The 20,684-nt window shown below is 71.6% G+C and carries 18 protein-coding genes and 1 pseudogene; 11 read left to right on the top strand and 8 right to left on the bottom strand.

Annotated elements, in window-relative coordinates:
- The 4 genes and pseudogenes from DMH12_RS17865 to DMH12_RS17850 all read left to right on the top strand — a co-directional run.
- Positions 1-145 (top strand): annotated as a pseudogene (locus DMH12_RS17865) (proton-conducting transporter membrane subunit); the annotation flags it as partial.
- Between the two features lie 44 nt (positions 146-189).
- Positions 190-1,113 (top strand): ABC transporter ATP-binding protein, encoded by a 924-nt coding sequence (locus DMH12_RS17860; RefSeq protein WP_125492579.1) that lies wholly within the window; start codon positions 190-192, stop codon positions 1,111-1,113.
- 50 nt (positions 1,114-1,163) lie between these two features.
- The gene (locus DMH12_RS17855; RefSeq protein WP_260474244.1) at positions 1,164-1,880 is read left to right on the top strand and encodes an ABC transporter permease; all 717 of its coding nucleotides are present in this window, start codon (positions 1,164-1,166) and stop codon (positions 1,878-1,880) included.
- Between the two features lie 54 nt (positions 1,881-1,934).
- Positions 1,935-2,945, top strand: coding sequence for a heme A synthase (locus tag DMH12_RS17850; RefSeq protein ID WP_125492577.1), 1,011 nt, complete (start codon positions 1,935-1,937; stop codon positions 2,943-2,945).
- Here the strand turns inward: DMH12_RS17850 and DMH12_RS17845 are convergent.
- The 3 genes from DMH12_RS17845 to DMH12_RS17835 all read right to left on the bottom strand — a co-directional run bounded on the left by DMH12_RS17845 (position 2,932) and on the right by DMH12_RS17835 (position 5,577).
- Positions 2,932-4,068 carry an amidohydrolase family protein gene (locus tag DMH12_RS17845; protein WP_125492576.1) on the bottom strand — a complete coding sequence of 379 codons (1,137 nt, stop codon included), beginning with the start codon at positions 4,066-4,068 and terminating at the stop codon, positions 2,932-2,934. The two genes, DMH12_RS17850 and DMH12_RS17845, sit on opposite strands and share 14 nt — an antisense overlap.
- Positions 4,069-4,152: 84 nt before the next feature.
- Complete coding sequence (locus DMH12_RS17840; RefSeq protein ID WP_185832381.1) at positions 4,153-4,512, bottom strand: hypothetical protein; 360 nt, start codon at positions 4,510-4,512, stop codon at positions 4,153-4,155.
- 96 nt (positions 4,513-4,608) lie between these two features.
- A complete protein-coding gene (locus DMH12_RS17835; protein WP_373462942.1) occupies positions 4,609-5,577 on the bottom strand; it encodes a heme o synthase in 969 nt (322 codons plus the stop codon).
- A 361-nt stretch (positions 5,578-5,938) separates the two neighbouring features.
- On the opposite strand from DMH12_RS17835, the gene tkt reads away from it, so the two are divergent.
- The 5 genes from tkt to pgl are packed head-to-tail and all read left to right on the top strand — an operon-like array spanning position 5,939 to position 12,540.
- Complete coding sequence (tkt, locus tag DMH12_RS17825) at positions 5,939-8,026, top strand: transketolase (protein WP_125492574.1); 2,088 nt, start codon at positions 5,939-5,941, stop codon at positions 8,024-8,026.
- A gap of 34 nt (positions 8,027-8,060) precedes the next feature.
- A complete protein-coding gene (tal, locus tag DMH12_RS17820; RefSeq protein WP_125492573.1) occupies positions 8,061-9,179 on the top strand; it encodes a transaldolase in 1,119 nt (372 codons plus the stop codon).
- A 3-nt stretch (positions 9,180-9,182) separates the two neighbouring features.
- A complete protein-coding gene (gene zwf / locus DMH12_RS17815; RefSeq protein ID WP_125492572.1) occupies positions 9,183-10,706 on the top strand; it encodes a glucose-6-phosphate dehydrogenase in 1,524 nt (507 codons plus the stop codon).
- The gene (opcA, locus tag DMH12_RS17810) at positions 10,703-11,758 is read left to right on the top strand and encodes a glucose-6-phosphate dehydrogenase assembly protein OpcA (RefSeq protein WP_125492571.1); all 1,056 of its coding nucleotides are present in this window, start codon (positions 10,703-10,705) and stop codon (positions 11,756-11,758) included. Before zwf ends, opcA begins: the two co-directional genes overlap by 4 nt.
- On the top strand, positions 11,755-12,540 hold the full coding sequence (pgl, locus tag DMH12_RS17805; RefSeq protein WP_125492570.1) for a 6-phosphogluconolactonase: 786 nt from the start codon (positions 11,755-11,757) through the stop codon (positions 12,538-12,540). Before opcA ends, pgl begins: the two co-directional genes overlap by 4 nt.
- Before the next feature lie 51 nt (positions 12,541-12,591).
- Here the strand turns inward: pgl and DMH12_RS17800 are convergent, their stop codons facing one another.
- The 5 genes from DMH12_RS17800 to DMH12_RS17780 all read right to left on the bottom strand — a co-directional run bounded on the left by DMH12_RS17800 (position 12,592) and on the right by DMH12_RS17780 (position 19,260).
- The gene (locus DMH12_RS17800) at positions 12,592-13,431 is read right to left on the bottom strand and encodes a carbohydrate ABC transporter permease (protein WP_125492569.1); all 840 of its coding nucleotides are present in this window, start codon (positions 13,429-13,431) and stop codon (positions 12,592-12,594) included.
- A 10-nt stretch (positions 13,432-13,441) separates the two neighbouring features.
- Positions 13,442-14,806 (bottom strand): ABC transporter permease subunit, encoded by a 1,365-nt coding sequence (locus DMH12_RS17795; protein WP_125492568.1) that lies wholly within the window; start codon positions 14,804-14,806, stop codon positions 13,442-13,444.
- A 6-nt stretch (positions 14,807-14,812) separates the two neighbouring features.
- Complete coding sequence (locus DMH12_RS17790; protein ID WP_125492567.1) at positions 14,813-16,141, bottom strand: ABC transporter substrate-binding protein; 1,329 nt, start codon at positions 16,139-16,141, stop codon at positions 14,813-14,815.
- 35 nt (positions 16,142-16,176) lie between these two features.
- Positions 16,177-17,799 carry a glycoside hydrolase family 13 protein gene (locus DMH12_RS17785; RefSeq protein ID WP_125492566.1) on the bottom strand — a complete coding sequence of 541 codons (1,623 nt, stop codon included), beginning with the start codon at positions 17,797-17,799 and terminating at the stop codon, positions 16,177-16,179.
- Between the two features lie 189 nt (positions 17,800-17,988).
- Positions 17,989-19,260, bottom strand: coding sequence for an ABC transporter substrate-binding protein (locus DMH12_RS17780; RefSeq protein ID WP_125492565.1), 1,272 nt, complete (start codon positions 19,258-19,260; stop codon positions 17,989-17,991).
- 110 nt (positions 19,261-19,370) lie between these two features.
- Between DMH12_RS17780 and DMH12_RS17775 the strand changes: the two genes are divergently transcribed.
- Complete coding sequence (locus DMH12_RS17775; protein WP_125492564.1) at positions 19,371-19,886, top strand: PadR family transcriptional regulator; 516 nt, start codon at positions 19,371-19,373, stop codon at positions 19,884-19,886.
- On the top strand, positions 19,883-20,674 hold the full coding sequence (locus tag DMH12_RS17770; RefSeq protein WP_125492563.1) for an ABC transporter ATP-binding protein: 792 nt from the start codon (positions 19,883-19,885) through the stop codon (positions 20,672-20,674). Before DMH12_RS17775 ends, DMH12_RS17770 begins: the two co-directional genes overlap by 4 nt.
- The last annotated feature ends 10 nt before the right edge of the window (positions 20,675-20,684 follow it).

Genomic DNA, 20,684 nt, shown 5'->3' with positions numbered 1-20,684 from the left:
CGTCGCGAACGGTTCCCTCGACAATCCGACGCTGATCGCCCTGCTGCTCCTGGCCGGTGTGGCGGGCAAGTCGGCGCAGTTCCCGCTGCACACCTGGCTCCCCGACGCGATGGCGGGCCCGACGCCCCTCCCCGCCGCGCTGCACCCCCCGCGCCCGGGCGCCGCGCCGTCTCCCTAGACTCGTGACCCATGCGAAGCGAGCCCGTGGTCCAGGTGCAGGCCCTGGTGAAGCGGTACGGCACGAAGACCGCGGTGGACGGCCTGGACCTGGTGGCCGGGGCGGGCGTCACCGCCGTACTCGGCCCCAACGGAGCGGGCAAGTCGACGACCGTCGAGACCTGTGAGGGATACCGCAGGCCGGACTCCGGGACGGTGCGCGTCCTGGGCCTCGACCCGGTCAGGCAGGGCGCCGAGCTGCGGCCCCGGATCGGGGTGATGCTCCAGTCCGGCGGCGTCTACTCCGGCGCCCGGGCCGACGAGATGCTGCGCCACGTCGCGAGACTGCACGCCCACCCGCTGGACGTCGACGCGCTGATCGAGCGGCTCGGCCTGGGGTCGTGCGGCCGGACCACGTACCGCAGGCTCTCCGGCGGGCAGCAGCAGCGGCTCGCCCTGGCGATGGCGGTGGTCGGGCGTCCGGAGCTGGTGTTCCTGGACGAGCCGACGGCCGGGCTGGACCCCCAGGCCCGCCGCGCCACCTGGGACCTGGTGCGGGACCTGCGCGGCGACGGCGTCTCCGTCATCCTCACCACCCACCACATGGACGAGGCCGAGCAGCTGGCCGACGACGTCGCCATCATCGACGCGGGCCGGGTCATCGCCCAGGGATCGCCCGAGCAGCTGTGCCGCGGCGGCGCCGAGAACACCCTGCGGTTCACCGGCCGGCCGGGACTGGACGTGGCCTCCCTGCTCAAGGCGCTGCCCCCGGACTCGGCGGCGGCGGAGCTGACGCCGGGCTCCTACCGCGTCGTCGGCAAGGTCGACCCGCAGCTGCTGGCGACGGTGACCTCCTGGTGCGCCCAGCACGGGGTGATGCCGGACCGCATCTCGGTGGAGCGGCACACCCTGGAGGACGTCTTTCTGGAGCTGACCGGCAAGGAGTTGCGCGGGTGACCACGACCGGTACGTACGCACCGAAGCCCGGTGCCGCGCCCCTCGGACGGATGATCGCGGCGCAGGCGGCGCTGGAGACGAGGATGCTGCTGCGCAACGGCGAGCAGCTGCTGCTGACGGTGGTCATCCCGACGCTGCTGCTCGTCCTGTTCAGCACCGTGGACATCGTCGACACCGGCACCGGGGAGGCGGTCGACTTCCTCGCACCCGGCGTGCTCGCCCTCGCCGTCATGTCCACGGCGTTCACCGGACAGGCCATCGCCACCGGCTTCGAGCGCCGGTACGGGGTGCTGAAGCGGCTGGCCGCGTCGCCGCTGCCCCGCTGGGCCCTGATGGCCGCGAAGACCGTGTCGGTGCTGGTCACCGAGGTGCTCCAGATCGTCCTGCTGACGGTGATCGCCTTCGCGCTGGGCTGGTCGCCGCACGGCAACCCGGTGGCCGTGCTGCTGCTCCTGGTCGCCGGCACGGCCGCCTTCTCCGGGCTCGGGCTGCTCATGGCGGGCACGCTGAAGGCGGAGGCCACGCTGGCCGCCGCCAACCTGGTCTTCCTGCTGCTGCTCGTGGGCGGCGGGGTGATCGTGCCGCTGGACAGGTTCCCGGACGCCGCGCAGGACGCGCTGGGGCTGCTGCCCATCTCCGCCCTGTCGGACGGGCTGCGCGACGTGCTCCAGCACGGTGCCGGGATGCCGTGGGGGAACCTGGCGGTCCTCGCCGTGTGGGCGGTCGCGGGACTCGCGGCCGCCGGGAAGTTCTTCCGCTGGGAGTAGGGCAGCGTGCCCGGGACCGACCCTCGTGAAAGCGTGCACAAGCGGACCCCTACGATGGACGGCGTGCCAAACGTGACCCGCGCCGACGCCGTAGCCGCCGCGCGCAACCCGCTCGCCTTCATCGCCGCGCGCTGGACCCCGGATCCCCGGACCGTCCGGCGGGCGGCTCTCGTCGCCCTGATCATGTCGGTGGTCATCGTGGTCACCGGCGGCGCGGTGCGCCTGACCGGCTCGGGCCTCGGCTGCCCGACCTGGCCGAAGTGCACCGAGGACTCGCTGACCAACACCAGCGAGATGGGCGTCCACGGCGTCATCGAGTTCGGCAACCGCATGCTGACATACGTGCTGTGCGCGGCGGTCGGCTGGGCGATCATCGCCGCGCGGTCGCAGAAGCCGTTCCGGCGCTCGCTGACCCGGCTGGGCTGGGCGCAGTTCTGGATCGTGATGGGCAACGCGATCCTCGGCGGCATCGTGGTCCTGGTCGGTCTCAACCCGTACACGGTCGCCGCGCACTTCCTGCTGTCCAGCGCGCTGATCGCGGTCGCCACCGTGATGTGGCAGCGCACCCGGGAGGGCGACGCGGCACCGCGGCCCCTGGTCGGCAAGCCCGTGCAGCAGATGGTGTGGGTGCTGACCGTCGTCTCCGTGCTGCTGATCGCGGTCGGCACGGTCGTCACCGGCGCCGGTCCGCACGCGGGCGACTCCAGCGAGGTCGCGCGGATGCCGGTCGACTGGGAGACGGTGAGCAAAGCGCACGCCGTCCTGGCGTGGATCGTGGTGACGCTGACGTTCGCCCTGTGGTTCGTGCTGAAGGCGGTCGACGCGCCCAGGGGCCCGCTGTCCCGTACCCGTGACCTCTTCCTGGTGCTGCTCGCCCAGGGCGTCATCGGCTACGTCCAGTACTTCACCGACCTGCCCGAGGTCCTGGTCGGGCTGCACATGCTCGGCTCGTGCCTGGTGTGGATCGCGGTGCTGCGGGTGCTGCTGGCGGTGCGCGAGCGTGCCGACGGGACGGAGGCCGGGGTGCCGGGTCCCGCGGCGGAGGCGACGCTCACCCGGGCCTGACGGGGCTCGGCAGGGCCGCCTCCAGTCCGTAGACCCGGCCCGCGTTCCCCGACGCGATCATGGCGGCCACCCGCTGCGCGTCCCCCAGGCACCACGCCCCCTCGGCCACCCAGGTGCCCAGCACCCGGCCGAGGGCCTCGCGGAACAGGCGGGCGGCCACCACGTGCAGCTCGGGCAGGCCCTGGGCGCCGCTGGAGAACAGGATCTTGCCGAAGGGGGCCAGCTCCAGGATCTCCGCGAGGACCGTCGCGGCGCGGGCGCCGGTGCGCACCAGCGCGGCGCCGGAATCGGCGTAGACGTGCGGGAAGACGCCCGCCAGGTGGGCGGCGTGGCGGTGGTACGGGTAGCCGTGCAGGAGGACCAGGTCGGTGCCGAGGCCCGCGGTGGCCCGGACGAAGTCCGTGAGCAGGACCGGGTCGGTGCGGTCGATGCGCAGGCCCGGCTCGCCGAGGCCCGCGTGCAGCTGGAGCGGCAGTCCGGAGGCGACGGCGATCCACAGCAGGTGCCGCAGCAGTACCGGGTCGCTCAGTTCCCCGCCCACCTCGCGCCCGCTCAGCCAGCGCCCGGCGGCCCCGCGCACCTCGCCGGGGCCGGGCGGTTCGGGGGCGAGCGCGAGTCCGTGCCGTACGCCCGCGACCGAGGTGAAGGCGACCGCGCCCGCGGCGGCCCCGTGCACCGCCTCGGCGAGGTTGGCGAGGAAGGACTCGACGGTGCCGGAGGTGTCGGCGACCTGTTCGGCCAGCAGTTCGAGGCGCACGATCTCGTGGGTGTCGGCGTCGGCCGCGGAGGCCATCTCCCCCGGTCCGGTCAGGTCGCCGGGCAGCCCCGCGTCCACCAGGTACGTCGTGATGCCGCTGCCGCGCAGCAGCCTGCGGTCGGCCTCCATGACGCCCAGCTCCCGGCGCCGGGCCAGGTAGCGGGCGGGCGGGCAGTGCGGTTCCAGGCCGAGCAGGGGCGGGCACCAGCGGCGTACCGCGAAGCCGGTCTGGGTGTCGAAGAGGGTGGTGCCCGGCGCGGGCGGACCCTCGGTGCGGGCCAGCTGGGCCTCGAAGGTGCCGAGGCCCAGCTCCGTTCGCAGGACGCCGTGGCAGTACTGGTCCACCAGGGACGGCGTTTCGATCATCCGGACTCCCCCGTGACGGGACCGCGGGCCGTCGCGGCTCGTGCGCCGTACGGCTTCCTACGGTCCTAACGGGTGAACCCGGTCTCAGGTGTTGCTCGGGCCGCCGACCTGGATGCCGGCCATGCGCGACCACTCGTAGCGGCCCGTCGTCACCTTCGCGGCGAACTCGCCGTCGAAGTCCTCGTGGACGGTGAGTCCGGACTTCTCCACGGCCTGCCGGGCCGTCTCGTGGGAGCGCGCGACCAGGTCTCCCCAGGCACCGTCCTCGCCCACGAGGACGATCCGGGCGCCGCGCTCACCGAGGTAGGCCACCTGGGCCTCGGCGCCGCCGTGCGCCTTGGAGAAGGAGTTGATCGACCGGGCGAGGCGCGCCACCCGGCGCTCGGCGCGCCGGTCGGCCTTCGGGTCCCCCTGCTGCGTGTCCACCTGCTGCGTGTCTGCCATGAGCAGGATGCTACCGACGGGTAGATCGAACGGCGACGGGCGGGGTGCGTGGCCTTGGCCACGCACCCCGCCCGTCGGACACGGCCCCCGGGGGCCTCAGCGCAGGAAGGGGTCCACCGCGATCGCGAGGAACAGCACCGACACGTAGGTGATGGACCAGTGGAAGAGCCGCATCTCCTTGAGCTTGCCGCCCGTGACCTCGGCCTTGGCACGGTTCTGCAGCCCGTGCGCCTCCCACAGCCACATGCCGCCCGCCAGCAGGGCTACGGCCGTGTAGAACCAGCCGGTGTAGCCCAGCGGGGTCAGCAGCAGCGACACCACGACCATCACCCAGCTGTAGATGACGATCTGCCGTGCGACCACCTTGTTGGAGGCGATGACCGGGAGCATCGGCACGCCCACGCGCGCGTAGTCCTCCTTGACCTTCATGGACAGCGGCCAGTAGTGCGGCGGCGTCCAGAAGAACATCACCCCGAAGAGGATGATCGGCGCCCAGGACATCGAGTTGGTCACGGCCGACCAGCCGATGAGCACCGGCAGGCAGCCGGCGATGCCGCCCCAGACGATGTTCTGCGAGGTGCGGCGCTTGAGGATCATCGTGTAGACGACCACGTAGAAGAGGAGCGCGCCGAGCGAGAGCCAGGCCGACAGCCAGTTGACGGTGAGGCCGAACAGCAGGGTGGAGACGACGGCCAGGGTGATGCCGAAGACCAGGCATTCCACCGGGCTGACCATGCCGGTCACCAGGGGGCGCTGCGAGGTGCGGTCCATCAACGCGTCGATGTCGCGGTCGATGTACATGTTCAGCGCGTTCGCGCCGCCGGCCGAGAGGTAACCGCCGACGCAGGTCAGCAGCACCAGCCCCAGATCCGGAACACCCTGTTCGGCGAGGAACATCACCGGAACCGTGGTGATCAGCAGAAGCTCGATGATCCGCGGCTTGGTCAGCGCCACGAACGCCTTGACACGGGCCCCGAACGGCCGGTGACTCGGGCTCTGGCTCGTCCCGATTACCCCCGCAGGACGGGATTCAACGGCCGTCACGCACACCCCTGACAGAGACATCCCAGCAAGCCCGACCGTGTGAAGTGGCGGTAAAGGCTCGCGCGTACCACGCCACTTTAGACGTTGCCCATACCTCGGCCTTCGCGGGGGTGGGGTCGTGTTGGAAGGGGTGCTCCGACGTGCGTTCGGAGAGTCGATTGAGCAGTCAGATGAGCGGCGCCGTATTCACATGCCGAATGCGGTTTCGCCCAGTCGACAGGCGGATCGAGAAGAGTCCCGGCAGTCTGGATTCCAGCGGAAAAACGCACGTACTTACGGGGGTAGGCTCGACAGCGGCCGGCCGATCTCACGGACGCGCCGGCAGCCGGTGGGCGCCCACGTGCACCGGCATCCGACATGTGGAGAGGAGCCCTGACTCAGGGTGAGCACCAAGCCGACCACCACAGACCTCGAGTGGACCGAACTGGACCAGCGGGCCGTGGACACCGCCCGCGTCCTGGCCGCCGATGCCGTACAGAAGGTTGGCAACGGCCATCCGGGTACGGCGATGAGCCTGGCGCCCGCCGCCTACACCCTCTTCCAGAAGGTGATGCGGCACGACCCCGCCGACGCGGACTGGGTCGGACGCGACCGCTTCGTGCTGTCCGCCGGCCACTCGTCCCTGACCCTCTACACCCAGCTGTACCTGGCCGGCTTCGGCCTGGAGCTGGCGGACCTGGAGGCCTTCCGCACCTGGGGCTCCAAGACCCCCGGGCACCCGGAGTACGGGCACACCACGGGCGTGGAGACGACGACCGGCCCGCTGGGCCAGGGTGTCGCCAACGCGGTGGGCATGGCGATGGCCGCCCGCTACGAGCGCGGTCTGTTCGACCCGGAGGCCGCCGAGGGCACCTCCCCGTTCGACCACTTCGTCTACTGCATCGCCGGTGACGGCTGCCTCCAGGAGGGCATCTCCGCCGAGGCGTCCTCCCTCGCCGGCCACCAGAAGCTCGGCAACCTGGTCCTGCTGTGGGACGACAACCACATCTCGATCGAGGGCGACACCGAGACCGCCGTCTCCGAGGACACCTGCAAGCGCTACGAGGCGTACGGCTGGCACGTGCAGCGCGTCGCCCCGAAGCCGGACGGGGACCTGGACCCGAACGCGCTCTACGACGCCATCGAGGCGGCGAAGAAGGTCACCGACCGGCCGTCCTTCATCGCCATGCGCTCGATCATCGCCTGGCCCGCCCCCAACGCGCAGAACACCGAGGCGGCGCACGGCTCGGCGCTCGGCGACGAGGAGGTCGCGGCCACCAAGCGCGTCCTGGGCTTCGACCCGGAGAAGTCCTTCGAGGTCTCCGACGAGGTCATCGAGCACACCCGCGGCGCCCTGGAGCGCGGCCGGGCGGCCCGTGCCGTGTGGGAGAAGGCCTTCCAGCAGTGGCGGGACAACAACCCCGACCGCGCCGCCGAGTACGAGCGTGTCGCCAAGGGTGAGCTGCCCAAGGGCTGGGAGGAGAAGATCCCGGTCTTCGAGACGGGCAAGGGCGTCGCCACCCGCGCCGCGTCCGGCAAGGTACTCCAGGCGCTCGGCGCGTTCGTGCCCGAGCTGTGGGGCGGCTCGGCCGACCTGGCCGGCTCGAACAACACAACGATCGACAAGACGTCCTCCTTCCTCCCGGCGGGCAACCCGCTGCCCGAGGCGGACCCGTACGGCCGCACCATCCACTTCGGCATCCGCGAGCACGCGATGGCCGCGGAGATGAACGGCATCGCGCTGCACGGCAACACCCGCATCTACGGCGGAACGTTCCTGGTCTTCTCCGACTACATGCGCAACGCCGTCCGGCTGTCGGCGCTGATGCACCTGCCGGTGACGTACGTCTGGACGCACGACTCCATCGGTCTCGGCGAGGACGGCCCGACCCACCAGCCGGTCGAGCACCTGGCCTCGCTGCGCGCCATCCCGGGTCTGAACGTGGTCCGTCCGGCGGACGCCAACGAGACGGCGATCGCCTGGCGCGAGATCCTGCGCCGCTGGACGAAGGAGTTCGGCAAGGGCCAGCCGCACGGCCTGGCGCTGACCCGCCAGGGCGTGCCGACGTACGAGCCCAACGACGACGCGGCCAAGGGCGGCTACGTCTTGTTCGAGGCCGACGGGGGCGACGCCGAGGTCGTGCTCATCGCCACCGGCTCCGAGGTGCACGTCGCCGTGGAGGCGCGCGAGCGGCTCCAGGCCGACGGTGTGCCCACGCGCGTGGTGTCGATGCCGTCCGTCGAGTGGTTCGAGCAGCAGGACCAGGGGTACCGGGACAGCGTCCTGCCCCCGTCCGTGCGTGCCCGTGTCGCGGTCGAGGCCGGTATCGGCCTGACGTGGCACAAGTACGTGGGAGACGCCGGCCGCATCGTCTCGCTGGAGCACTTCGGTGCCTCGGCCGACGGCAAGGTGCTCTTCAAGGAGTTCGGCTTCACCGCCGAGAACGTGGCCGACGCCGCGCGGGAATCCCTCGCCGCGGCCCGGCGCTGACGCCCGTATACGACACGTAGGAGATGCAATTTCCATGACAGACGCACTCAAGCGCCTCTCCGATGAAGGCGTGGCGATCTGGCTGGACGACCTGTCCCGCAAGCGGATCACGTCCGGCAACCTCGCCGAGCTGATCGACCAGCAGCACGTCGTGGGCGTCACCACCAACCCGTCGATCTTCCAGAAGGCGATCTCGCAGGGCGACGGCTACGACCAGCAGCTCGCCGACCTCGCGGTGCGCGGGGTCACGGTGGAAGAGGCCATCCGCATGATCACCACGGCGGACGTCCGCGACGCCGCCGACATCCTGCGCCCCGTCTTCGACGCCACCGGCGGCAAGGACGGCCGGGTCTCCATCGAGGTGGACCCGCGCCTGGCGCACAACACCCACGCGACGGTGGCCGAGGCCAAGCAGCTGGCCTGGCTGGTGGACCGGCCGAACACCTTCATCAAGATCCCGGCCACCGAGGCGGGCCTGCCGGCCATCGCCGAGACCATCGGTCTGGGCATCAGCGTCAACGTCACGCTGATCTTCTCGCTGGAGCGCTACCGCAAGGTCATGGACGCCTTCCAGACCGGCCTGGAGAAGGCCAAGGAGCGCGGCCTGGACCTCTCGCGGATCCACTCCGTGGCGTCCTTCTTCGTGTCCCGCGTGGACACCGAGATCGACAAGCGGATCGACGCGCTCGGCACCGACGAGGCCAAGGCCGCGCGCGGCAAGGCCGCCGTCGCCAACGCCCGCCTCGCCTACGAGGCGTACGAGGAGCTGTTCTCCACCGACCGCTGGGCGGCCCTGGAGAAGGCCGGCGCCAACAAGCAGCGTCCGCTGTGGGCGTCGACCGGCGTGAAGGACAAGGCGTACAGCGACACCATGTACGTCACCGACCTGGTCGCGCCGAACACGGTCAACACCATGCCGGAGGCCACCCTGCTGGCCGCCGAGGACCACGGCGAGGTCACCGGCGACACCGTCGCCGGCACCTACGAGCAGGCCCGTGCCGACCTCGACGCGGTCGAGAAGCTCGGGATCTCCTACGACGAGGTGGTCCAGCTCCTGGAGGACGAGGGCGTCGAGAAGTTCGAGGCGTCCTGGAACGACCTGCTCAAGTCCACGGAGGCGGAGCTCAAGCGCCTCGCTCCCTCGAAGGGCTGAGAATTGTCAAGCAGCAACCCGCTGCGTGACCCCGCAGACCGACGGCTCCCGCGTATCGCGGGGCCGTCGGGTCTGGTCATCTTCGGCGTCACCGGCGACCTCTCCCGCAAGAAGCTCATGCCCGCCGTGTACGACCTCGCCAACCGGGGTCTGCTGCCGCCGGGCTTCTCGCTCGTCGGATTCGCCCGCCGCGACTGGGAGCACGAGGACTTCGCCCAGGTCGTGCACGACGCCGTCAAGGAACACTCCCGTACGCCGTTCCGCGAGGAGGTCTGGCAGCAGCTCATCCAGGGGATGCGCTTCGTCCAGGGCACCTTCGACGACGACGACGCCTTCGAGCGGCTGCGCGGCACCATCGAGGAGCTGGACAAGGCACAGGGGACGGGCGGCAACTTCGCCTTCTACCTCTCGGTGCCGCCGAAGTCCTTCCCGGTCGTCATCCAGCAGCTGAAGAAGCACGGGCTGGCCGACCAGTCCAGCGGCTCCTGGCGCCGCGCGGTGATCGAGAAGCCGTTCGGCCACGACCTGAAGTCGGCCGAGGAACTGAACGCGATCGTCCACGAGGTCTTCGGCTCCGACCAGGTCTTCCGCATCGACCACTACCTGGGCAAGGAGACGGTCCAGAACATCCTGGCGCTGCGGTTCGCCAACACGATGTTCGAGCCGATCTGGAACCGGTCGTACGTGGACCACGTGCAGATCACGATGGCCGAGGACATCGGCATCGGCGGCCGCGCCGGCTACTACGACGGCATCGGCGCCGCCCGCGACGTCATCCAGAACCACCTCCTCCAGCTGCTCGCGCTGACCGCCATGGAGGAGCCCGCCTCCTTCGACGCGGACGCGCTGGCCGCCGAGAAGACCAAGGTGCTCGGCGCGGTCCGGCTCCCCAAGGACCTGGGCCGGGACACCGTGCACGCGCAGTACGCGGCCGGGTGGCAGGGCGGCGCGAAGGCCGTCGGCTACCTGGAGGAAGAGGGCATCGACCCCAAGTCGAAGACCGACACCTACGCCGCGATCAAGGTCGGCATCGACAACCGCCGCTGGGCGGGCGTCCCCTTCTACCTGCGCACCGGCAAGCGCCTCGGCCGCCGGGTCACCGAGATCGCGGTCGTCTTCCAGCGCGCCCCGCACTCCCCCTTCGACACGACGGCCACCGAGGAGCTGGGCTCGAACGCGATCGTCATCCGCGTCCAGCCCGACGAGGGCGTCACGGTCCGGTTCGGCTCCAAGGTGCCGGGCACGTCGATGGAGATCCGGGACGTGTCCATGGACTTCGCGTACGGCGAGTCCTTCACGGAGTCCAGCCCGGAGGCGTACGAGCGCCTCATCCTGGACGTGCTGCTCGGCGACGCGAACCTCTTCCCGCGCACGGAGGAGGTCGAGCTGTCCTGGAAGATCCTCGACCCGATCGAGGTGTACTGGGACCGGCACGGCACGCCGGCCCAGTATCCGGCCGGCACCTGGGGCCCCGTCGAGGCCGACGACATGCTGGAGCGAGACGGACGGAGCTGGCGCCGCCCATGAAGACGGACCTCACGGACACCACGGCCAGCAAGATCAACAAGGCGTTGGTCCTCGGCCGCCGGGCCATCGGCACCCCGGCCATCGGCATGGTGCTGACGCTGGTCATCGTCACCGACGAGGAGAACGCCTACGACGCGCTGAAGGCGGCTAGCGACGCCGCGCACGAGCACCCCTCGCGCACGCTCGTCGTCATCAAGCGCGTCTCGCGCTCACCCCGGGACCGCACCAGGTCCCGGCTGGACGCCGAGGTGCGCCTCGGCGCCGACGCGGGCACCGGCGAGACGATCGTGCTGCGGCTGTACGGCGACGTCGTCGACCACGCCCAGTCGGTGGTCCTGCCGCTGCTGCTGCCGGACGCGCCGGTCGTGGTGTGGTGGCCGGTGAACGCGCCGCTGGACCCGGCCCGGGACCCGCTCGGCGCCCTCGCCCAGCGCCGGGTCACCGACACCTACGCCTGCGAGGAGCCGGTCCGGGAGCTGGCGGCCCGTGCCGACGCCTACGCGCCGGGCGACACCGATCTGTCCTGGACCCGCATCACGCCGTGGCGCTCGATGCTGGCGGCGGCCCTGGACCAGGTCGACTGCCGGGTGCAGGCGGTCGAGGTGGAGGGCGAGGAGTTCAACCCGAGCTGCGAGCTGCTGGCGATGTGGCTGGCGGACCGGCTGGACGTGCCGGTGAAGCGGTCCGCGTCGAGCGGCCCGGGTCTGACGGCGGTCCGGATGGACACCGACTGCGGTCCGGTCGTCCTGGACCGGGCCGACGGGTCGCTCGCGAACCTGTCGATCCAGGGCCAGCCGTCCCGCGCGGTGGCGCTCAAGCGCCGCGACACGGCCGAGCTGATCGCGGAGGAGCTGCGGCGCCTCGACCCGGACGACACCTACGCCTCGGCGCTGCGCTACGGGGTGGAGCGGCTGAACGCCCCGGCCGAAGGAGGATCCGACGGCCGGGAGGGCGCCGTCGCGGTCGCCGCTCCCGTCGAAACGGTCGCGAAGGCCCGCGCGAAGGACGCGGCGCAGGAGACGACACCGGTGAGGAAGGCGGCGGCGAAGTGAGCGAGACCCCTCAGCTGGTCGTGCACCGCGACAAGGAGCTGATGGCCGAGGCGGCCGCGGCCCGCCTCATCACGAAGATCGTGGACGCGCAGACCTCCCGGGGCGGCGCGTCCGTGGTCCTCACCGGCGGGCGCAACGGCAACGGCCTGCTCGCGGCGCTCGCCGGGTCCCCGGCCCGGGACGCGATCGACTGGAGCCGTCTCGACCTGTGGTGGGGCGACGAGCGCTTCCTGCCCGAGGGCGACCCGGAGCGCAATGTCACCCAGGCGCGCCAGGCGCTGCTGGACTCGGTGCCGCTGGACCCGAAGCGGGTGCACGCGATGCCGGCGTCCGACGGCCCGCACGGCGACGACGCGGAGGCCGCCGCGGCGGCGTACGCGCGGGAGCTGGCCGAGGCGTCCGTCCCCGAGAACCACGCCGCGGTGCCGTCCTTCGACGTCCTGCTGCTGGGCGTCGGCCCGGACACGCACGTCGCCTCCCTGTTCCCGGAGCACCCGGGCGTGCGGGAGACGGAGCGCACGGTGATCGGCGTCCACGGCTCCCCCAAGCCGCCGCCCACCCGCGTCTCGCTCACCCTGCCCGCGATCCGCGCGGCCCGTGAGGTGTGGCTGCTCGCGGCGGGCGAGGACAAGGCGAACGCGGTCGCGATGGCCCTGTCGGGCGCGGGCGAGATCCAGGCCCCGGCAGCCGGCGCGAAGGGCCGCGCCCGCACGCTGTGGCTGCTGGACTCGGCGGCGGCGTCGCAGCTGCCGAGGTCGCTGTACCCGCCGGCGTCGGCGTAAGCCGGCCCGTCCGGCGTTGGAGGGGCGGGGCGGAGGAATCCGCCCCGCCCCTCACTTCACCGACCCCGCCATGACCCCCTGCACGAAGTGCCGCTGGAAGGCGAAGAACACGACCACCGGCACGACGAGCGACAGGAAGGCCCCCGGCGCCAGGACGTCGATGTTGCTTCCGAACTGCCGGATCTGCGACTGGAGTTCCACGGTCAGCGGCTGCGCCGAGCTGTCCGCGAACAGCAGCGCCACCAGCATGTCGTTCCACACCCACAGGAACTGGAAGATGGCGAGGCTGGCGATGGCCGGCCGACCCACCGGCAGCACCAGGCGGATGAAGATCCGCCACTCGGTGCCGCCGTCCATGCGGGCGGCCTCCAGCATCTCCTTGGGCATCTCGGCGAAGTAGTTCCGCAGCAGGAACACCGCGAACGGCAGCCCGTACGCCACGTGGAACAGCACCACGCCCGGGATGGTCCCGAACAGCCCCAGCTGCCCGAAGAGCTTGGCGACCGGCAGCAGCCCGATCTGCACGGGCACCACCAGCAGCGCCACGACGATCAGGAAGATCGCCTCGCGCCCCGGGAAGTCCAGCCAGGCGAAGGCGTACCCGGCGAGCGCCCCGACGACCACGACGAGCACCGTCGTCGGCACGGAGATCAGCACCGTGTTCCAGAATGCCTGGGTGATGCCCGAGTTGCCCAGCAGCGCCGAGTAGTTGTCGAGGGACAGCTGCCCGGGACTGGCCAGCGCCGTCCACCAGCCGCCCTCCGCCGTCTCCTCGGCCGACCGGAGAGAGGAGAGGAAGAGCCCGGCCAGCGGCGTCATCCACACGAGACCGACGAGCACGAGGAAGGCCTGGACGACTCCGTTGCCCAGATACCGCCGGACGGCGTTCATCGCTGACTCCTCATCGCTGACTCCTCTTGAAACGGCGGACGTTGAAGACCATGGCCGGGACGACGAGCAGCAGGAGCAGTACGCCCAGCGCGCTGCCGAGCCCCTGGTTGTTGCCGCCGCCGAACGACACGAGCCACATCTGCGTCGCGAGCACCGTCGCGTCCTCCTGCACCGGCCCGGGCGCGATGATGTAGACGAGGTCGAAGACCTTCATCACGTTGATGACGAGGGTGATGAAGACGACCGTGAGCACCGGTGCCAGCAGGGGCACGGTGATCCGCCGGAAGATCTGCCACTCGTTCGCGCCGTCCATCCGCGCCGCCTCCAGCGCGTCGCGCGGCAGTGACGACAGGCCGGCGCCGATCAGCACCATCGCGAACCCGGTCCAGATCCACAGGTACGCCCCGATGATCGCGGGCGTGACCAGCGCGGGCCCGAGCCAGGAGACGCCCTCGTAGGGCGGCGCGAAGTTCGAGGCGGGCAGCTGGACGGCGTACGAGCCGTCGGCCAGCGACTCGAAGCGGAAGGAGCCGTCGGACGCGGTGGTCGCGGTGGCGACCGTCCGTCCGTCACGCACGGCCTCGACCGTCATTCCGGGCAGCCCGCTCTCGCGCCGGTCCACCCTGCCCTGCTCCCCTCCCCCACCGGGCGTGAAGTCCAGGTAGACGACACCGCTCACCTCACCGGACGCCGCCTCGCGCCCGGCCGCGCCGTACGCGGGCTGCGCGCCGGACGGCAGGTCGTCGGGCAGCACCCCCACGAGGCCGAGCGCCACGGTGTCGCCGGGGGACACCCCGGCACTCGTCCGGTACGCGCCGTCCGCCGCCTTGACCAGGCCGCCGTCCTGCCCTTCGCGCGCCCGCGCGGCCGGGTAGGAGGCGGTGTCGGCGAAGGCGTCGTGGACGCCGGTCACGGCGGCGTTGAGGACGCCCTTGTCCGGGTCGTGGTCGTAGGCCAGCCGGAAGATGATGCCGGCGGCGAGGAAGGACACCGCCATCGGCATGAAGAGCAGCAGCTTGAAGGCGGTGGCCCAGCGGACCTTCTCGACCAGGACGGCGAGGATCAGGCCGAGGCCGGTCAGCAGCGTGGGTGCGATCACGACCCAGATCGCGGTGTTGCGGATGGCCTTGAGGGTGGCCGGGTCGCGGAACATCTCGGTGTAGTTCTCGCCGCCCACGAAGCGCGTCCCCGAGGCGTCGAAGAAGCTGCGGCCGACGGAGAACAGCACGGGGTAGACGACGAGCGCGCCGAGCAGGAGCAGCGCGGGGAGGACGAAGAGCAGGGCGACGGCCGCCCGGCGCCGCCGGGGGCGCCGCAGCGGCGCCGGTCCGGGGGCGGTGGGCGGGCTCGCCTCTTTCACCAGGGTCGAGGTCATGACCGGTCAGCCCTTGTAGGCCTTGGCCGCCGCGGCCTCCAGCTGCGCGGCGGTGGCCTTCGGGTCGGACGGGTCGCGCAGGAAGTCCTGGAGGATCTTCCACTCGCCCGTGCCCTTGGTGCCGCCGAAGGCCGCCGGTGCCTGGTCGGACATGTCGAAGCGGACCGAGTCCCCGGCGCCCACCAGGGACTTGGCGGTCGCCCTGCTGACGTCGTCGCCGTAGGAGGCGAGGTCGAGCTTCTTGTTCGGGGAGAGGAAGCCGCCCGCCTCGGCCCAGACGGCCGCGGCCTCCGGCGTCGCGAGGTACTCCAGGAGCGCCGCTGCGGCCTTGGGGTTCTTGCCGTCCTTGAGGACGACGGCCGCGTCACCGCCGCTGACCACCGGCGCCTCACCGCCGGCGACCGCGGGGAACGGGAAGAAGTCGGCGTCCTTGCCGATCTCCTTGCCGAACTGGTCCCTGGCCACCCCGGCGACGAAGTCGCCCTCGTAGACCATGCCGGCCGCGGGCTTCGGGCCGAAGACCTTCTCCACGGAGCCCGGGAAGTCGGTGTTCAGGGCGCCCTTCTGGCCGCCCTGGACGAGCTGCTCGTCCTTGAAGAGCTTGCCGAGGGTGGTGAGCGCCTCGACCACGCTGGCGTCGGTCCACTTCAGTTCGTGGGCGGCCAGGGCGTCGTACTTCTCCGGTCCCGCCTGGGAGAGGTAGACGTTCTCGAACCAGTCGGTCAGCGTCCACCCGTCCTGCCCGGCGACCGAGAAGGCGGCGAGCCCGGAGTCGGAGACGGTCTGCCCGGCCTTCAGCATCTCGTCGTAGGTCTTCGGCGGCTCGACCCCGGCCTGGGCGAGGGCGTCGGGGCTGTACCAGACGGTCGACTTGTGCGCGGCCTTGAAGTAGAGGCCGTAGAGGGTGCCGTCGACGCTGCCGTACGACTTCCAGACGTCGGCGAAGTTGCTGTCCACGGACTGCTGGGCCGTCTTGGACAGCGGCTTCAGCCAGCCCTTCGCGGCGAACTGCTGGACCACGCCGACCTGCGGGACCATCACGACGTCGGGGGCGTTGCCGCCCTCGATCTTGCTGCCGACGACGGTGGAGACGTTGTCGCCGGTGGAGACGAACGAGGTCTTGGCGCCGGTCTTCTCGGTGAAGGCGTCCAGCACCTTCTGGAAGTTCTCCTGTTCGGTGCCGGACCAGACACCGGCGACCGTGACGGACTGGCCGCTGAGCGCCTTGTCCCCGCCGCCGGCCGAGACGGGTCCGCCGCCGCCGCAGGCGGTCGCGCCGAGGGCGAGTACGAGGGCGGTGCAGCCGGTGAGCAGGGTGGAACGTCGTCGCATCATCGTTGATGTCCCTTCGAGGGGTGGGCGGAGCGAGGTCAGAGGTCGGCGATCCACCAGGCGGCGGTGGAGCCGGGCAACGCGCCGGCCGGGCAGGGGCCGCTGCTCAGCAGCGGGGTGCCGGGGACCGGCGCGGGCGTCGGGGCGGTGCCGAAGTTGACGGCGCAGACCAGTCCGTCGCCGCGGACGAACGCGAGGACGCCGGGCGGGGAGTCCAGCCAGCGCAGGGTGCCCTCCCCCAGCTGGGGCAGGTCGCCCCGGAGCTGGAGGCCGTCGCGGTAGAGGTGCCAGAAGGAACGGGTGTCGGCGAGGGCGCGGTCGGTGGCGTACTCGGCGAAGTACTCCGGCTGCGGCAGCCAGGGCTTGGCGCTCCCGTCACCCGAGGTGAAGCCGAACGGGGACGCCTGTCCCGACCAGGGCAGCGGCACCCGGCAGCCGTCGCGGACCCGGGCCCGGCTGCCGGTGCGGTGGAAGATCGGGTCGGTGAGCACGTCGTCGGGCAGGTCGACGACCTCGGGCAGACCCAGTTCCTCGCCCTGGTAGATGTACGCGGCCCCGGGCAGCGCCAGCATCAGCAGGGCGGCGGCGCGGGCGCGGGCGGTGCCGAGTCCGCTGCCGTCGGTGGCGGGGCCGCCGTAGCGGGTGACGGTGCGGACCTGGTCGTGGTTGTTGAGGACCCAGGTGACCGTGGAGCCGGTCCCGGCGATGTCCTGCATGGCCTCGGAGATGACCTTGCGGAACGCGTCGGGGTCCCAGGGGGCGCCGAGCAGGTCGAAGAAGAAGGCCTGGTGGAGTTCGTCGGGGCGGACGTAGCGCGCGTGTTCGCGGGCCGACGGGACGGACACCTCGCCGACCAGGAGGCGTTCGCGGCCGTCGCGGTCGGCGTACTCCTCGCACACCGCGCGCCACTGGCGCCACACGTCGTGCACCTCGGGCTGGTTCCAGGCGAGCGGGTTGACCGAGTCGCGGGTGCGGGCGTCGGCCTCCGGGTCCGGGGAGTCCGGCAGGTCGGGGTGCTTGTAGAGGCCGGCGGCGACGTCGATGCGGAAGCCGTCGACCCCGCGGTCCAGCCAGAAGCGGAGGATCCGGTCGAACTCGGCGGCGACCTCGGGGGTGCGCCAGTTCCAGTCCGGCTGCTCGGGCGTGAACATGTGCAGGTACCACTGGCCGGGCCGGCCGTCGGGCTCCGTCACGCGGGTCCAGGCCGGGCCGCCGAACATGGCGTGCCAGTTGTTGGGCGGCTGGTCGCCGTCCGGGCCGCGGCCGTCGGCGAAGTGGAAGCGGGCGCGGGCCGGGCTGCCGGGCCCGGCGGCGAGGGCCTCGCGGAACCACGGGTGCTCGCTGGAGCAGTGGTTGGGGACGATGTCCAGCAGCACCCGGACGCCGAGGCGCCGGGCCGCGGCGACCAGCGCGTCGAACTCGTCGAGGTCGCCGAAGAGCGGGTCTACATCGCGGTAGTCGGCGACGTCGTAGCCGTGGTCGTGCTGCGGCGACGGGTAGAAGGGGCTCAGCCAGATCCCGTCCACGCCGAGCTTGCGCAGATACGGCAGTCCGGCCCGGACCCCGGCGAGATCGCCGACCCCGTCGCCGGTGCTGTCGAGAAAGCTGCGGACGTAGACCTGGTAGATCACCGCGTCACGCCACCAGTGGTGCCTGTTCACTCATGGACCCGTCTGTCGAGAGCCGCTGCCGTTGTGCATGCATGTTAGGTAGCGGTGTCGCGCGGGTGTCAACGAAAGAAACAGAAGCTACTGGCCGGTTGGGCGGGAATATCAGGACTTAACGGTACGTGAAGAGCACAGATGAGACGCTGGCGTTACCTAACACGTAACTAGGAAGCCCGGCGAAGCTCAGCGGTGGGAGATCGCGGCCAGTTCCCGCGCCAGCCGGCGCACCGCCGCCTCGGGCGTCTGCCGCCCGGTCATCGCGTCGTGCACGACCGCCTGCACGGCCAGGCTGACCTGGTCGTAGCGCGGGCTCTTGGGGCGCGGGGCGGCGGCGAGCACGCTCTCGCGCAGGGTCGGCAGATACGGGAACGCCTCGACGAGCCGGGGGTCCTCGTAGAGGTCGGCCCGTACGGGCGGCAGCGCGCCGCGCGTGAGGACCTGGCGCTGGACACGCTCGCTGGTCAGGTACGCGATGAGGCGCGCGGCCGTATCAGGGTGCCGGGCGTGGGTGCCGACGGCGAGGTTGGAGCCGCCCAGGACACTCGCTCCGGGCCCGTCGGGGCCGGGCAGCGGCACCGCGCCGACCTTCCCGGCGATCTTCGAGTCCTCGGCGGAGGCGCCCACGTAGGCGTAGGGCCAGTTGCGCAGGAAGAGCAGGCGGCCGTCCTGGAAGGCCTGCTTGGACTCCTCCTCCTTGTAGGTCAGCGCGTCTGTGGGTATCCAGCCCTCGCGCACTCCGCGGGCCAGGAACCCGATGCCCTCGCGGGCCGCCGCCGAGTCCACGGTGACGCGTTCGCCCTCGTCGCCGAGGATGCTGCCGCCGGCCGAGTACACGGCCTCGGCCGCGTTGACGGTGAGGCCCTCGTAGGGCAGGAACTGCCCCGCGTAGCCGTCGAGCCCGTGCTTCGGGGCAAGGGTCCCGGCGTACCGCTCCAGCTCGGCCCAGGTGCGCGGCGGCGGGACGCCCTCCGCCGCGAGGACGTCCTTGCGGTAGAGGAGAAGGCCGGCGTTGGTGACGTACGGGACGGCGTACAGCCGCCCGTCGTAGGTCGCGGTGTCGACGACCGGCGGCAGGAAGGTGCCGAGCGGGAAGCGGTCGCGGGGCAGCGGGCGTATCCAGCCCGCGGCGGCGAACTCGGAGGTCCAGTTGACGTCGATGTTGAGGACGTCGAAGCGGTGCCGGTCGCCGTCGCGCAGGTCGGTGGCCATCTGCGCGCGGGTCTCGTCGGCGGAGTCGGGCAGTTCGACGAGGGTGACCTTCTCGCCGGGATGGTCGCGGTTCCAGCCCTCCAGCAGCGGGCCGAGGTAGCCGGTGAGGTCACCGGCGGTGGCCAGCGTGAGCGGCCCGCGCCCGCTCCCGGCACCCACGTCGGCGCGGGCGCCCGAGGCGACGTAGCCGGTCAGGAGCACCACCAGGACGAGAAGGCCCCTACCGGCGGCGTGGATCCACCGCATAGGTTCCTCCCTGTACACCCTCGTACACCGGTCAGGGGCCATGTATACCTGTTAGGTATGCGCGATACTAGGGCCTGGAGCACATGTGACCAGAAGGGAAGGACGGCTGAGTGCGCCTGCACCTTCTGGCCCTTCTGGCCCGCGGACCGGCCCACGGCTACGAGCTGAAGCAGGACCTTGAGCAACTGCTGGGCTCCGCGTACCCTCAGCCGAACGTCGGCCAGATCTACGTCACCCTCGGCCGTCTCGAGAAGACGGGACTGATCGAGGGCGAGGACATCGAGCAGTCGAGCCGGCCCAACAAGAAGGTCTACCACCTCACCGCCGCCGGGCGCGACGAGCTGCGGGCCTGGTACGAGGAGACGGCGGACGAGCCGCGGGTGCGGGACGAGTTCTTCATGAAGCTCGCCCTGGCTCCGCAGACGGGGCTCGCCGACCAGGTCGCCCTCATCAACAAGCAGCGGCGGCAGTATCTGAACACGATGCGGCAGCTGTCGAAGCTGGCCGCCGCCGAAGACCGCGACAACCGCGTCGCCCACCTCCTCATCGAGGGCGCGATGCTGCACCTGCAGGCCGACCTCGACTGGCTGGAACGGTGTCAGGAAGAGCTGGAGGAGCTGGAGTGAGCGCTGGGACCGGCTCCGGGGTCACCTCCGGGACGAGCGAGGACGAGGCTCCCGTGCTGCGTGCCGAGGGCCTGGTCAAGACGCACCACGGCGAGGGCGCCCCGGCACACGCCGTGCGCGGGGTCGACCTGTCCGTGCGGCGGGGCGAGTTCGTGGCGATCACCGGACCGTCCGGCGCCGGGAAGTCGACGCTGCTGCATCTGCTCGGCGGGCTCCAGCGGCCGGACGCCGGCAGCCTCTGGCTGGACGGCGCGTGCACGGACCGGTACAGCGAGGCGCGCTGGGCGGTCGAGCGCAGGAAGCGCATCGGGATCGTCTTCCAGTTCTTCAACCTGGTCTCCGACCTGTCCGTCGCCGACAACGTCGAGCTGCCCGCCCTGCTCGCCGGGGTGCCGCCGAAGCGGGCGCGCGCCGAGCGGGAGGAGCTGCTGGCCGAGCTGGGCCTGGCGGGCAAGGAGCGCAGCATGCCCGGTGAGCTGTCCGGCGGCGAGCAGCAGCGGGTGGCGCTGGCCCGGGCGCTGGTCAACCATCCGCCGCTGCTGCTGGCCGACGAGCCCGCGGGCAGCCTGGACAGCAAGGGCACCCGCGAGGTGATGCGACTGCTGACCCGCTTCCACCAGCGCGGTCAGACGATCCTGCTGGTCACCCACGACGCGCGACTCGCGAGCGCCGCGGACCGGGTGATCAGCTTCTTCGACGGACGCATGGCCGACGACGCCGAACTGGACGCCGGCCCGCCCCGGAGCCGCCGGCCCGGCACGTCCGCCGTGCTGGAGCTCAAGGACTGACATGCGGGCC

This window comes from Streptomyces sp. WAC 04229, assembly GCF_003947455.1.
In the GTDB taxonomy this organism is placed as follows: Bacteria; Actinomycetota; Actinomycetes; order Streptomycetales; family Streptomycetaceae; genus Streptomyces.
The sequence above is the reverse complement of the archived record's forward strand: the minus strand, read 5'-3'. Positions and strand labels throughout refer to the sequence as shown.